The sequence below is a fragment of the Hymenobacter sp. genome (assembly GCF_036388155.1).
Taxonomy (GTDB): domain Bacteria; phylum Bacteroidota; class Bacteroidia; order Cytophagales; family Hymenobacteraceae; genus Hymenobacter.
On record NZ_DASVSI010000121.1, the window covers coordinates 57,806 to 70,436 of the forward strand.

The 12,631-nt window shown below is 59.9% G+C and carries 13 protein-coding genes; 7 read left to right on the forward strand and 6 right to left on the reverse strand.

All coding sequences use genetic code 11. From position 1 onward, the window contains the following. The first annotated feature begins 6 nt into the window (after nucleotides 1-6). Nucleotides 7-1,002: an NAD-dependent epimerase/dehydratase family protein gene (locus VF629_RS16540; protein ID WP_331059597.1), complete on the forward strand. Its 996-nt coding sequence runs from the start codon at nucleotides 7-9 to the stop codon at nucleotides 1,000-1,002. 224 nt (nucleotides 1,003-1,226) lie between these two features. On the opposite strand, the gene VF629_RS16545 is transcribed toward VF629_RS16540, so the two are convergent. Then, entirely contained in the window at nucleotides 1,227-2,234 is a 1,008-nt protein-coding gene (locus tag VF629_RS16545) for a bestrophin family protein (RefSeq protein ID WP_331059598.1), read from the reverse strand. 192 nt (nucleotides 2,235-2,426) lie between these two features. Here VF629_RS16545 and VF629_RS16550 point away from each other — a divergent pair, with 192 nt between their 5' ends. Then, nucleotides 2,427-4,160: an alkaline phosphatase D family protein gene (locus VF629_RS16550; protein ID WP_331059599.1), complete on the forward strand. Its 1,734-nt coding sequence runs from the start codon at nucleotides 2,427-2,429 to the stop codon at nucleotides 4,158-4,160. Between the two features lie 169 nt (nucleotides 4,161-4,329). On the opposite strand, the gene VF629_RS16555 is transcribed toward VF629_RS16550, so the two are convergent. Together VF629_RS16555 and VF629_RS16560 are read right to left on the reverse strand one after the other, a co-directional pair. Beyond that, a complete protein-coding gene (locus tag VF629_RS16555; protein WP_331059600.1) occupies nucleotides 4,330-5,133 on the reverse strand; it encodes a TerC family protein in 804 nt (267 codons plus the stop codon). Nucleotides 5,134-5,402: 269 nt separating this feature from the next. Further along, the gene (locus VF629_RS16560; RefSeq protein ID WP_331059601.1) at nucleotides 5,403-6,320 is read right to left on the reverse strand and encodes an alpha/beta hydrolase; all 918 of its coding nucleotides are present in this window, start codon (nucleotides 6,318-6,320) and stop codon (nucleotides 5,403-5,405) included. 89 nt (nucleotides 6,321-6,409) lie between these two features. Between VF629_RS16560 and VF629_RS16565 the strand changes: the two genes are divergently transcribed. From VF629_RS16565 to VF629_RS16580, 4 genes are all read left to right on the forward strand, one after another. Then, nucleotides 6,410-6,742, forward strand: a complete 333-nt coding sequence (locus VF629_RS16565) for an AAA family ATPase (protein ID WP_331059602.1) — start codon at nucleotides 6,410-6,412, stop codon at nucleotides 6,740-6,742. Continuing rightward, complete coding sequence (locus tag VF629_RS16570) at nucleotides 6,714-7,688, forward strand: AAA family ATPase (RefSeq protein WP_331059603.1); 975 nt, start codon at nucleotides 6,714-6,716, stop codon at nucleotides 7,686-7,688. The genes VF629_RS16565 and VF629_RS16570 overlap by 29 nt, the downstream gene beginning before the upstream one ends. Before the next feature lie 19 nt (nucleotides 7,689-7,707). After that, entirely contained in the window at nucleotides 7,708-8,265 is a 558-nt protein-coding gene (locus VF629_RS16575) for a hypothetical protein (RefSeq protein ID WP_331059604.1), read from the forward strand. Between the two features lie 184 nt (nucleotides 8,266-8,449). Further along, a complete protein-coding gene (locus VF629_RS16580) occupies nucleotides 8,450-9,187 on the forward strand; it encodes a DUF3891 family protein (protein ID WP_331059605.1) in 738 nt (245 codons plus the stop codon). Between the two features lie 9 nt (nucleotides 9,188-9,196). Here the strand turns inward: VF629_RS16580 and VF629_RS16585 are convergent, their stop codons facing one another. Next, entirely contained in the window at nucleotides 9,197-10,036 is an 840-nt protein-coding gene (locus VF629_RS16585) for a hypothetical protein (RefSeq protein ID WP_331059606.1), read from the reverse strand. Between the two features lie 242 nt (nucleotides 10,037-10,278). Here VF629_RS16585 and VF629_RS16590 point away from each other — a divergent pair, with 242 nt between their 5' ends. Then, the gene (locus tag VF629_RS16590) at nucleotides 10,279-11,247 is read left to right on the forward strand and encodes a YihY/virulence factor BrkB family protein (protein WP_331059607.1); all 969 of its coding nucleotides are present in this window, start codon (nucleotides 10,279-10,281) and stop codon (nucleotides 11,245-11,247) included. A 97-nt stretch (nucleotides 11,248-11,344) separates the two neighbouring features. On the opposite strand, the gene VF629_RS16595 is transcribed toward VF629_RS16590, so the two are convergent. After that, nucleotides 11,345-11,914 (reverse strand): DUF3575 domain-containing protein, encoded by a 570-nt coding sequence (locus VF629_RS16595; RefSeq protein ID WP_331059608.1) that lies wholly within the window; start codon nucleotides 11,912-11,914, stop codon nucleotides 11,345-11,347. Nucleotides 11,915-12,007: 93 nt separating this feature from the next. Then, a complete protein-coding gene (locus tag VF629_RS16600; RefSeq protein WP_331059609.1) occupies nucleotides 12,008-12,607 on the reverse strand; it encodes a DUF3575 domain-containing protein in 600 nt (199 codons plus the stop codon). Between the last annotated feature and the right edge of the window lie 24 nt (nucleotides 12,608-12,631).

A 12,631-nucleotide genomic window follows, 5' to 3' on the forward strand; every position in this document is an offset into this window, starting at 1 on the left:
TTCCGCATGGCTCCCACTTCCGGCGACCCCGAAACCCCCTCTGTTCTACCCGGCTCCGTGCTCGTCATCGGCGCGTGCGGCCAATTAGGTCTCGAATTAGTCGCCGCCCTGCGCCAGCGCTACGCCCCCCACTGCGTGGTGGCCGCCGACGTGCGGCCCCCGAAAAACCCCGAAATGCTGGCCGGTGGCCCCTTCGAGCTGCTCGACGTGCTCGACCGCACCCGCCTCGACAAGCTCATCCGCCAGTACCGGCCCAAGCAGATTTACCACCTCGCGGCGCTGCTTTCGGCCACCGCCGAGAAGAACCCGCTGTTCGGCTGGCAGCTGAACATGGACGGCCTGCTGATTGTGCTCGAAGCCGCCGTGGCCCACGGCGTGGCCCAGGTGTACTGGCCCAGCTCCATTGCCGTGTTCGGGCCCGACACGCCCCGCGACCACACGCCGCAGGTCACCATCATGAACCCCAACACGGTGTACGGCATCAGCAAGCTGGCCGGCGAGCAGTGGTGCGAGTGGTACCACCGCAAGCACGGGCTGGACGTGCGCAGCCTGCGCTACCCCGGCCTCATCGGCTACAAGAGCCTGCCTGGTGGCGGCACCACCGACTACGCCGTGGACATTTACCACAAGGCCGTGGCCGGCGAAAACTACGAGTGTTTCCTGGAAGAGGGCACCTACCTGCCGATGATGTACATGCCCGACGCCCTAAAAGCGACGTTGGACCTAATGCACGCCCCGGCCGAGCAAATCAAAGTGCGCACCAGCTATAACTTGGGCGCCATGAGCTTCTCGCCCGCCGAAATCACGGCCAGCATCCAGAAGCACGCCCCCGATTTCCAGGTGAGCTACAAGCCCGATGGCCGCCAGCAAATTGCCAACTCCTGGCCCGCCAGCATCGACGACTCCAAGGCCCGTCAGGACTGGGGCTGGGCGCCCGAATTCGACCTGGACAAGATGACCCAGGACATGCTGGTGCACCTGAAAGAGTTGCAGCCGGCGTAAGGGGCCGGAAGTGAGAACGGTGCGGCTTGGAAACCTGACCTCCTTTCAAAAAAAGAGGGGCACCAGTTTTTATCCGATGCTAAAGCAAAAAAGCTCGCTGTACAGCGAGCTTTTTTGCTTAAAATAGTAATCGTCGATTACACAAGACCGGTGCCCCTCTCCGCGGGAGAGGGGGGCAGGGGTGAGGTGAACGGGGCAGCGCGGTCGACCTCAGCAAAGCCACGCTACATCAAAATGTTGTTCACCGGCTGCAGGGCAGCGGGTATTTCCATCTCATCGAGCAGCTCGCGCAGGTCGATTTCGATGGTGCGGGCCAGGGCCGTGATGGGGACGTCGTTGGCGCTGCCTTCGAAGGGGTTTTCGGTGCTCTCGCCCACCCGTTCCATGGTCAGGAAAATCCACGAAACCAATGCGCTAAACGGCACGGTGAGCCACACAAAATGCGCCCCGAGCTTGTCGAATTCCTGCAATAGACCGAAAGGCACGAGGAAGACAAACACGCGGGCCACGAACAAGTTGACGGTGGCGAACTGCCGCGGGTAGGGAAAGTTTTTGAGTCGCTCGCACTTTCCTTGCTGCTCGTACAGGTCGGTGAGCAAGCGCGTCAGCTCAAAATAGCGAAACATTTCGAGCGCGCCGTCGTCGACCAGTACTTTGAGCTGGCGCGACTGCAGGCCCAACAGGTGCGTGGCCCGGTTCTTTTTGCTGAGCACGTAGGCGGCATCGGCGGGGGTGAGGTAGCGTTGCAGTTCGTCGGGCAGGGCGGTTTCGCGCTCGGCCACGTGGAAGCGGCGGCTGTATTCCACGTTGGCGGGCTGGGTGGTGGTTTCCCAGCTGCGGGGCTCGCGTAGCTGATACCGCAGGGCCGTGAGCCACGCCAGGTGCCGGTGCACCAGCTGCTGGCGGGCATCGGCAAAGCCGGACCCGTCGGGCGGGGCGGGGTCCACCATGTCGCGCACCAGCACGCCCCAAGCCCGGCTGACGTTCACCACCGAGCCCCAGATTTGGCGGGCTTCCCAGAGGCGGTCGTAGGTGGCGTTGTTTTTGAAGCCGACGATGAAAGCCGAAGCCGTGCCCACCAGTGCAATGGGCACCCAGGGCATGGCAAGCCAGCGCCAGCCCAGCCCAACGTAAAGCAACGTGGGCACCAGCCCGAGCACCAGTATCGCCGCGATTTCGCGGCGCGTCCAGAATAAAACTTCTTTGAGGCTGTAGTGGTGGCCAGAATGCATGGGGAAAAGGCTGAATGATGCCCCCGAAGCAGCGGCTGATGCGGCGGCCCGGCGGTGATGTGAAAGCAAGCTACTCACGCCTCGGCATAGCGGCCAACCCGCGCCAGTTGCGCATAGCCAATTCGTAACGCTTGATTAATGCCCTGGCAACAAGCCGGTTTCACCTTTGCCGCACATTTACGCTGCTGTGCGATGTCTGACAACGACCAAAAAATAACCCGCCGAAAATTCGTTCGTAACACGGCGCTGCTCTCCGGCGGGGTAGCCCTGCTGCCCGCCTTTCTCACGAGTTGCGACGATGACGACGAACCGGACATTAACTACACCGGTGATTTTGGCTTCCGCGAAGGCGTGGCCAGCTTCGACCCCTCGGCCAGCAACGTCATTCTGTGGACGCGCTACACCAACGCCGACAACGAGTCCGGCGACGCGAACCTGCGCTGGGAAGTGGCCACCAGCAGCGCCTTCAGCCCCCTTGTGGCCAGCGGCACCGTGGCCGCCACCGAAGCCACCGACTACACCGCCGTGGTGGACGTGCCCGGCCTCGCGGCCAACACCAAGTACTACTACCGCTTCCGCGCCGAGCGCACCAAGGCCGAGTCGGTGGTGGGCGAAACCAAAACCCTGCCCACTGGCGCCCAGGCCAGCAGCGTGAAGCTGGCCGTGGTGTCGTGCGCCAACTTCCAGTCCGGCCTGTTCAACGTGTACGGCGCCGTGGCTGCTTCCGACGCCGACGCCGTGGTGCACCTCGGCGACTACATCTACGAGTACGGCGCGGGCGGCTACGGCACCAACCCCGCCACTGCCGGCCTCAACCGCGCCCACCTGCCGGCCACCGAAATCGTGAGCCTGAGCGACTACCGCACCCGCTACCGCCAGTACCGGTCCGACAAGCAGCTCCAGCGCGCCCACCAGCTCAAGCCCTTCATCTGCGTGTGGGACGACCACGAGTCGGCCAACAATGCCTACGTCGGCGGGGCCGAAAACCACCAGGCCACCGAGGGTTCCTGGGAGGCGCGCAAGCAGGTTTCTATTCAGGTGTGGCACGAGTACCTGCCGGCCCGCACCACCGACAAAACCAAAATCTACCGCCGCTTCGAGTTCGGCAACCTCGTGAACCTGCTCATGCTCGATACGCGCATCGTGGGCCGTGACAAGCAGCTGAACTTGGCCGACTACTTCACCGGGCCCGGCGGCTCCTTCAACGCCGCCGCTTTCGTACCGGCCTGGTCGAACCCCAACCGCTCGATGCTCGGCGCCGACCAACGCACCTGGCTGACGGGCGCCCTGGGCAGCAGCAGCGCCAAGTGGCAGGTGTTGGGCTCGCAGGTGCTCATGGGCAAGATGTACCTCCCGGCCGAGCTGCTGCCCGTGGTGGCCCAACTGGCCAGCAACCCCACGCCGGCGCTGCTGGCCCAGTACAGCACCGTGGCCACGCAACTCAGCGCCATCAAGCTGCGCATCCTGCAAAACGACCCCAGCGTGACGGCCGCCGAGCGCGCCCGCGTGAGCACGGTGCTGCCCTACAACCTCGACGCCTGGGACGGCTACCCCGCCGAACGCGAGCGGGTGTACGCCGCCGGCGCGGGCAAAAAGCTCATTTCCATTGCCGGCGACACCCACAACGCCTGGCACAACGACCTCACCACCGCCACCGGCCAGCGCGTGGGCGCCGAGTTTGCCTGCCCGTCGGTGTCGTCGCCGGGCTTCGAGACCTTGCTGGCCGGCAACGCGGCCGCCATCGCCGGGTTCGAGCAGTCGAACGCGCTGCTGATTGACGACTTGCAGTACCTCGACGCTTCGAAGCGTGGCTTTGTGCTGGCCGAGTTCACCGCCTCCAACGCCACGGCCCAGTACCGCTACGTGGCCGGCCTGGAAACCGAAAACGCCGCCACCACCACCGGCAAAACGGTGACGGAGGCGTAGCGCTACAAATCCCGCAGGCAATTCGGAAACGGTATAAAACCGGTCATGCCGAGCGCAGCCGAGGCATCTCGCGTGGGGTAGTAATTCAATCGTAAGAAAAGAATCACTGCCCCGAGCGAGATGCCTCGGCTCCGCTCGGCATGACGTTCTATTTACTTCTAGCTGTCGCTTAAACTGAGTCGCTCGCCTCGCGCCGTGGCCCTGGTTCCGGCCGGGGCTGCCGTTGCTGAGGCACGTTGAACAGCATCGACGTAGCCCACGGCACCAGGAAGCACGCCACCGTGAGCACGGTGAGGCCCACGTCGGCGGCTTCGCTGTCCAGCGCCTCGCTCACGGGGTGGCCGGGTAGGAAGTGCGTCACCAGCGACAGCATCAGCTTGAGGCCCAGCAAGCCAATGACCACAAACGCGGCCGTTTCCAGAAAGGGGTACTTGCCCATGAGCAGCACGAAGGCCTGGGCCACCAGCCGCATGGCCAGAATGCCGATGAACACGCCGCCGCAAATCAGAATCAAATTGTCGGTGAAGGCCACCACGGCAAACACGTTGTCGATGGAAAAGGCCAAATCCATCAGCTCGATGAGCGCCACCGTGGCCCAGAACTTGCCCAGCAGCCCGATGGTGTGGCGGTAAAACCAACTTTTCTCTTTGTCGATGGCCTCGTCGTCGTGCGCCGGGCGGGCCTTGAATTGGTTGTACGCCAGGTACAGCAGGTAAAGCCCGCCCAGTGGTTTCAAAAACCAGAATTTGATGAGAAAGGAGGCGAACAAAATGCACAGCCCGCGGAAAATGTAGGCCCCAAAAATGCCGTATTGCAGGGCTTTTTTGCGCTGCTCCTTGGGCAGGTCGCCCACCATGGTGGCCAGCACCGCCGCATTATCGACGGAAAGCAGGCTTTCGATGATGACCAAATTGCCCATGATGGCTGCCGAGGCCCACGGGTTGTCAAGAATTTGCTGAACGTATTGATTCACACAGTAGAGGGTAACGAAGAAAAGAATGCGGCCCTGCCATGTTCAACGGCGGTTGCCGCGGAAGGGTGCCTCTATGGTAGTAAGTCGTAAGTAATAAGACGCAAGACGGGCTGCAAAAAACTTGTTGTCAACCCGTTGTGCTCGTCATGCTTGCTACTTAATGCCTATTGACCACTCGGCGGGGGGTAATACGTGCGGGGCCAAACCAGCCAATAGCGGCGCAAGAAAGCCCCATTCCTGCAATGCCCCGCTTCGGGGAGTGCGGTGGCTCATTTTGCCACGGCCACAGCTGGCACGAGCAACTCGTGCATCTCTTCCAAAATGGAAGTCCAATTTTCGAGGTAAAGCATGTGGCCTTCGCCCGGCAGCAGCCGCACCTGCGCCCTGGCCATGCGGCTGGCCAAGTAAGGAATGTTGCCGGGCGCCCACACGCCATCGGCGGTGCCGTGCCAGAGGCGAACCGGCGCCCGCACGTCCTCGATGCGAAACCCGGGCCGTCGGCACCACGCTTGCGCGTCGTCATACACGCCCCGGCCGTGGTGCGCAAAGCCCTGCACGGCCGCATCGCGCAGCAGCTCCCGGAAGCCCGGCCGGCCCGTCACGTCGGCCTCGGCGGCGCGCATCAGGCGAATGAACCAGTCGAGGGTGCGGTCGGGGTGGCGGGCCCACTGCCGGCTCAGCCACAAAAAAGTGGTGCGGTTGAGCCACGGAAAAGCGACCTGGCCCCAGTGCAGGGCCTTCCACACGGGCGAAAGCTGCCGGTAAGCGGCGGGCTCGCCCAGCGGCAGGCAGGTGCTAAGCAGCTGCACCGCCGCCACCCGCGCCGGGTGCCGCGCCGCCAGCGCCAGCGCGTGCACGCCGCCCACCGACCAGCCCATCACGCCCACCGCTTCTCGAATTCCCAGCACCTCCAGCCCCGCCGCCACGTCGTCGGCAAACGAAGGAAAGGTGAGGCGTCGGTACACGCTGGACTGCCCCACGCCGGGTCGGTCGAACGCCAGAATCTGAAGTTGCAGTCGGTCCAGCAGGACCGCGTCGTTCGGCAGCTCCAGGCTGGAGGAGCCAAACCCGTGGTGAAACACCACCGCCCGGTACGCCGGGTTGCCGTAACGGGTCAGGCCCAGGCGCCGCCCGTCGGGCAGCTCGATGGTGAGGGGCGTGGTGCTTCCGGCAGCGGGTTCGGGCATGGCCAGGATACGGCGGGCGGGGCCGGTGGTTTCTTGGGTGGCATCTGCAGCAGGGGGTTACCTTCGTTGCTGTAAAATGCCTTTGTGTTATGGCCAAATCAGTTAAACAACAGGTCGAAACGTCGCCTTATCTCAAGCAGGTGCGGACACGGGATTACCGTTCAATTCGGGATGCTAAAGTGGATTTCAAGCCAGGGCTCAATATTATTATTGGCGATAATGGTGCTGGAAAAACCAACTTTTTGTCCCTAACAAGTGAATTAGTCAACCCGTTTAGTACTCCGATTGAGGGAGCAAATTGCGAATTGGTCCTTTATTTTAAAGAAGACTTAAAGGTTGTTTTCAAGAAAAAGGATAAAAGAAAGCAAGTATCGAAAAGGAATTGCCTTTTTGATGAATGCTTCCGATTCGCTCTTAGTTGAGGTTTCTGGTAAAGAGTCGATGATTAGTTCTGATTACTTAGTTGATGGAATTGAAAACCTGGTTGGCTATGACCCAAGCTATGAAGTGATATCGATAGGGCATGGGGTTCCGATAATTCACCTTCCTATTGTTAGCGACAATGCGGAAATGATGTTCGTCAGGCGCGGAGCTTTAAGACTAAAGGACGTAGCGACAGGGGCTAGTATTGGTCATACTTCGCGCTTTGTAGAAGCATTGCGTCAGACTATTGAGTACGGGCTAGAAGAACTATTGCCCCGAAGTCATACACGCACACTATCCAGTGACACGTCTGCCGAAAGAATAAAAATATTGGTGGAACGACTACTCGATAAGCAGCTAGCACAAATTATCCCTGCGCTCAGCATTTATTCTGCCGTTCAATCGATTCGTCGGTTTGAATCATGGCAAGTATATTTTAATCAGGCTCAAGAAGAAATTTTGTTAAAAGGATTGGTGCTGGAATTTCTTGTCAATGACCAATGGCTACCTTTCACTGCATTGTCTGACGGAACTAAACGTATTTTCTATATCCTGTCAGAAATTTTAGCGGAGTCTGCTTTTATGGTAGACATCACCCCAGAAGATGTAGAAGTTGAGATTACTTCGTTGAAAAAAATTATCTTTCTCGAAGAGCCAGAACTCGGCATCCACCCTAAGCAACTCACCAAGCTACTGAATCTCATCCGCGAAGTTTCCAAGGAGCATCAAGTTATCATGACTACGCACTCGCCGCAGGTGCTTGACATGCTGACCGAAAAAGAGTTGGACCGCATCACCGTATGCACCCTCGACCCGAAGAAAGGCACGCAGTTCCACAAGCTGAGCCGGGCGAAGCAAGCGCAGACGCGGACATACATGCGGGAAGTAGGCTTCTTGAGCGACTATTGGCGCTATTCGTTTCTGGAGGAAACCGACGCAGAGTAGGCTAATGGCGAAGAAAGTAGTGAAAAAAGGCTTCCTAGTGGGGCTGTTAGGGGAGTCGCCCAACGACACGGCTTCTGTGGAAGCACTGTTGGGGCCACGCTACAGCGAGCGGGTAAAGTTCACGGTTATCAGCCCCGAGATTACGGGCAGTCAGCTGGATAATCCTAAGTTTCAGCACATCATTCGGATGAATTACCGGTTTAAAAAGCCGGATTTGGTCGTCGTTACCCGCGACTTAGACGCGCCGGCATCGGACCGAGCGCAACGGCTCAAGCGTAACGAGTTTTTTCGAAAGATAAACTCGGGTTTGGAGGGCAAAGGTGTGTATTTGCTTCATGTGCAGGCGATGGAAGCATTGATTGCCGCCGACATAAGGGTTTTCAACGCGCGGTACGAGTGCGTTTGCGTCGTACCCGACGACCCCATGACTATTGCGGACCCAGCGGCCTTTCTGAAAAATGCTACATCCCCCGGCAAGCCCCACTACGACGAAGGCCATTGCGCCGACTTGTTGAGTAAAGTTGATTACAACGTTTTACTCGCCAATTGCCGTTACTTCTCGGCCTTCGACCAGTAATTTTCTACTCGCTTACCAGCCGTTACAATTCCCTAAAGGCACTACCTTAAGCACCCCGACCAGCGCTAGGAGAGGACATCCAGGGCAGGTGCAGGCTTGATAATTATAACGGCTCGCCGTACTCCACTTCAGTAGCTTGCGTAAGCAAGGCACGGTCCCACGCCGACGCCCTTTTTCTACTCACATGATAGTCAACTCCACGCCCACCGGCTGGCAAATTATTTACCAGCAGGCACATGCCTTGCTGGCCGCGCAGCTGGCCTGGGCCTGGCCGCCCACGCTGCCGCCCGACCTGTGGGTGGGCCTGCTGGCCGCCACCGCGCAGCACGACGACGAGCAGCAGGACTGGCACGGCCACGGCGGCCACTACGGCCTCACGCCCGCCGGCGCGCCCGCCAACTTCACCCAAAAAGAATTCTCGCTGGAGCAGGCTACCGGCGTATTGGCCGCTGCCCGCTTCCAGGGGCAGTGGCGCAGCCTGCTCACCAGCATGCACCTCAGTTGCTTGTACGAGGGCTTGCGGGGCCAGGAAAAGCAGATTGACGCCTTCCTCGACGAGCTGCACGCCGGCCAGCTGCGCTGGCGCCGGGCCCTGAAGGTGAAAAAAGCCGAAGCCCAAGCCGCCTACGACCTGTTGCACTGGTGCGACCGCCTCTCCCTCATTTTCTGCCGGGACGAGCTGCCCGAAATGGGCCGCGCCGTGGAAATCCATCGCGGGCCCGACGACCGGGGCTACACCGTGCGCCAGCCGCAGCCCGGCGGCCCGGTGCAGGTGGCACCCTGGCCCTTTGCCGCGCCTGAAATTGAGGTGAGCGTGGAGGCCAGCGTGCTCACGCAGCTGCAGTTTCGCGACGACGCCGAGCTGGCGGCGGCCCTGCGAGCCGCGCCCGTCGAAACGCTGCGCTGGACGCTGCGGGCCTAATCCTGAGGTTTATTTCTCGGCGGCCGACACCAACTTGGTAACGGGTACTTTGCTGGTCATCACGCCGGGAGGCAGGGTTTGGGCCACGGCAATGTTGTCGAGGCGGGCGGGCTTGGTGGCCTCGTCGCGGCCGGCGGCCAGTAGCAATTGGCCGTGGCGGGCGTACTCGTTCCAGCGCCGACGGAAGGCGGGCTGTTGGTCGGTGGCATTGGGGAAATACGCCCACTCGTCCACGAGGCTGGTGGCGGAGTCAACCAATACTTCGTAGCGGTTTTGGGGCGTTTCGCCCACGTTTTTGAAGGTCATTTGCAGCACCTCGGCGGGCTTGCCGGCCATGGTTTTGCCCGGGCCCCGGTAGGTCAGGGTCACACCCGAGTCCTTGAGCTTGAAGGGCATGAGCAGCCAGTAGGAATTGTTTATCCAAATGCCGGTAAGCTTGGCAAGCACGGCCTGCCCGGCGGCTGTCGCCGACACGTCCTGGCCGCGGCTGTAAACTTGGCCTTTTTGGCTGTTGAGGTTGTAGTTGGCCACCAGGGTGTCTTTTTCCCAGTGAAAGTCTCCCGTTTTCTGGTCCCAAATCTGGTACTGGCCCCCGAAGAAGCTCCAGGCAAAGTAGCGGGTGTTTTTCAAGGCCTCGTAGCCGCCCATTGCGCGCATCACGCGGTCGGCCAGGGCCACGGCTTTTGCGTCGGAGCCGACGCTGTCGAAGCCCGCTGCGGTGGGATAGGAGCCGTTATCGGGCGCCGCCTTGGTTTTGGCAGATTCTTGAGGGGCGGGGCAGCCCAAGAGCCCCACGCTGCACACAACGGCTACGCCCACGCGCAGCACCCAGGAAAACGGACGCGTCATAACATCAGAATGAGCCAAGGCCACCGCGTGTGGCCCGAGCAGCAAAGTACGGCTTGGGCCGGTTATAGTTGGAGCCACCAAGCAAAAGCGTCCCGCATCCAGCCAATTGACAATCTGCGGGTTTCAGCTCCCACGCGGCCCACTCAATGCAGGCGACTGCAGGCCAGCAAGCCAACGCGGTCCGGCTTTGGCCGTACTAAGAGCATGCAAGCACTGGCTTAGCGCCGCTTCTTTTCCGCAGCATGGCTCACTACAAATTTTCCGACGTCCTGGCTGTTCTGAAGTCTTCAGCAGGAGAGTTCAGCAACAACAACTCGTTTCGGCACGCGGCGGCGCTGTCGTACTACACCATTTTCTCGCTGCCGCCGCTGCTGCTCATCGTCATCACGGTGGCCAGCGCGGCCTATGGCGGCGAGGCCGTCACGGGGCAGGTGTACGGGCAACTGAAGGGCTTGGTCGGGCCCGACTCGGCCAAGTTCTTGCAAGACAGCATCGCCAAGTTCACCGTGCAGCAGCGCGGGCCCATTGCCACGGCCATCGGGTTGGCTACGCTCATTTTTGCAGCCACCACGTTTTTCGTCACGCTGCAGGAGAGCATCAACGACATCTGGAACCTGAAGGTAAAAACCGCGGGCATTGGCATTGGCGCTTTCGTCAAGCAGCGCTTCCTGTCGTTCGGGTTGATTTTGAGCGTGGCCCTGCTGCTGCTCATTTCCTTCGTGGTGAGCGCCGTGCTCAGCGCTTTCACGGGCTGGCTGCAGCGCCAGATTCCCGAAGTGGGCGTCATCGTCATCCGGCTGGTGGACATTGCCTTGTCGCTGGGCATCACCACGCTGCTGTTTGCCCTCATCTACCGGTTTCTGCCCGACGCCATCATCCGTTGGCGCGACGTGGGCATTGGGGCCTTCATCACAGCATTGCTTTTTGTGATTGGCAAATACCTCATCGCCTTCTACATTGCCCAGTCCGACCCCGGCTCGGCGTTTGGCGCGGCGGGCTCGGCCATCGTGTTGCTGCTGTGGGTCAACTATTCCTCGCTCATCATCTTCTTCGGCGCCGAATTTACCCAGGAGTTTGCCGACGCGTTTGGCCAAAAAGTGCAGCCCAAAGCCCACGCCGTGCGCGTGCGGCTCGAAGAGTACGCCCCCGGCGAATCGGACGAGGAAATTGCCACCGGCCGCCCCCGCGCCACCGGCCGCTGGAAAGCGTAGGACGGCCGCGCCTTTTGGCAACCACCCACAATGCAAACGCCCCACCGGAGGCCAGCGGGGCGTTTGTAAATAAATAATGGCTGCGGTAGGTTACCGCTTAGAACGCAATGCCGAACGTGATGCCCGTGCGGATGCCAAAGCCTTGGAACGCACCAGCGTCGAAGGTATCGGTGTCGTTGCCGGACTTGGCCGTGATGGAGCCGCCGTTGTACGATGGGCCGAGGAAAGTATCCAGCGAGAAGCGCTGCTTGAAAATCCACTGATGACCCACCACTACGCCGCCTCCAAAAGTGTTGAGCGAAGCTTCGTCGGTTTGGCTAACGGGGTTGCCGTTGTTATTAAACGAATCGTAAGTGGTTTTCAGCGTCAGGTTCTGGTAGCGCACAAACGGGCCCACGTAGAAGCCTTCCATGGCCTCTTTGCTGCTCGAGAGGTAAAAACGATACTCGGGCGTGATGGCAAAACCCGTGATGTCGGTGTCGCCAATGTTCCAGCTCGTGAACAAGCCGCCAAGTTCCAGGCTGCTCGAAGAGCTCAGCTTGTGTTCGAAGAAGAACGAACCGGTTTTAACGATTGGGCTCAAGATGTTAACCTTGATAACGTTGTCCTGAGCTGACGCGGAACCCGCGGCCAACAACAGGCCCATAGAGAATAGAAGCTTTTTCATGCAAGGCAGAAAAAAAGTGGTTGAAATGTACCAGGCAAAGGTAAATGGGTTCAGCTTATCAGTGCTATAGATTTATATAAAAAATTTTAGTTGTCAGAAAGCGACGCCGAAGGTGAGGCCGCCTCGGATGTCGTAGTTTAAGTTGTTGCTGTAGCCAATAAAGTCGCCCTTGCGTGGCGTGTAGCCGGGCGTGTCCGACGAGACGGCGGTAAAAGCGTAGCCAGGACCGAAGTAGGCATCAAGCGAAAACCGCTGCTTGAAAATCCAGTGCCGCCCGACCGTCACGCCCAGCCCGAAGGCGTTTAGACTGGATTCGAACCGGCCGGAGTTTGGCCCGGAATAGTCGGAACCTGACTGGCTCAGGTGCTGGAAGCGCAGGTAGGGCGCCACGTAGAAACCTTCGAGCGCCGGGTGCTTTTCAGACAGGTACAGCCGGTATTCGGGCGTGAGGGCAAAGCCGGAGGTGGTGATTTCATCATACCCAGTGCCATAAAACCCGAAAGATTCGCCGTCTGTGTACCCAAACGTGCCCGCAACATTCATTTGAAAGCTGCTGGACTCGCTTAGCTTGTGCTCAAAGGAAATGGCTAGCGTGTTGAGCACTGGCTGGAATATATCCAATTTCACAGCATTATTCTGGCCGCGGGCCACACCGGCAAGCAGGAGAAGGGCAGGCAATAACAATTTTTTCATTGGCTGAGGATTGAGCTAAACGAG

Excerpts from the sequence above, each read along its gene's own strand:
- VF629_RS16540 (WP_331059597.1), top strand. The coding sequence starts at position 7 with ATGGCTCCCACTTCCGGCGACCCCGAAACCCCCTCTGTTCTACCCGGC.
- VF629_RS16560 (WP_331059601.1), bottom strand. The coding sequence starts at position 6,320 with ATGCCCGAACCCGCTGCCGGAAGCACCACGCCCCTCACCATCGAGCTG.
- VF629_RS16590 (WP_331059607.1), top strand. The coding sequence starts at position 10,279 with ATGGCTCACTACAAATTTTCCGACGTCCTGGCTGTTCTGAAGTCTTCA.
- VF629_RS16565 (WP_331059602.1), top strand. The coding sequence starts at position 6,410 with ATGGCCAAATCAGTTAAACAACAGGTCGAAACGTCGCCTTATCTCAAG.
- VF629_RS16570 (WP_331059603.1), top strand. The coding sequence starts at position 6,714 with ATGAATGCTTCCGATTCGCTCTTAGTTGAGGTTTCTGGTAAAGAGTCG.
- VF629_RS16595 (WP_331059608.1), bottom strand. The coding sequence starts at position 11,914 with ATGAAAAAGCTTCTATTCTCTATGGGCCTGTTGTTGGCCGCGGGTTCC.
- VF629_RS16545 (WP_331059598.1), bottom strand. The coding sequence starts at position 2,234 with ATGCATTCTGGCCACCACTACAGCCTCAAAGAAGTTTTATTCTGGACG.
- VF629_RS16585 (WP_331059606.1), bottom strand. The coding sequence starts at position 10,036 with ATGACGCGTCCGTTTTCCTGGGTGCTGCGCGTGGGCGTAGCCGTTGTG.
- VF629_RS16550 (WP_331059599.1), top strand. The coding sequence starts at position 2,427 with ATGTCTGACAACGACCAAAAAATAACCCGCCGAAAATTCGTTCGTAAC.
- VF629_RS16580 (WP_331059605.1), top strand. The coding sequence starts at position 8,450 with ATGATAGTCAACTCCACGCCCACCGGCTGGCAAATTATTTACCAGCAG.
- VF629_RS16600 (WP_331059609.1), bottom strand. The coding sequence starts at position 12,607 with ATGAAAAAATTGTTATTGCCTGCCCTTCTCCTGCTTGCCGGTGTGGCC.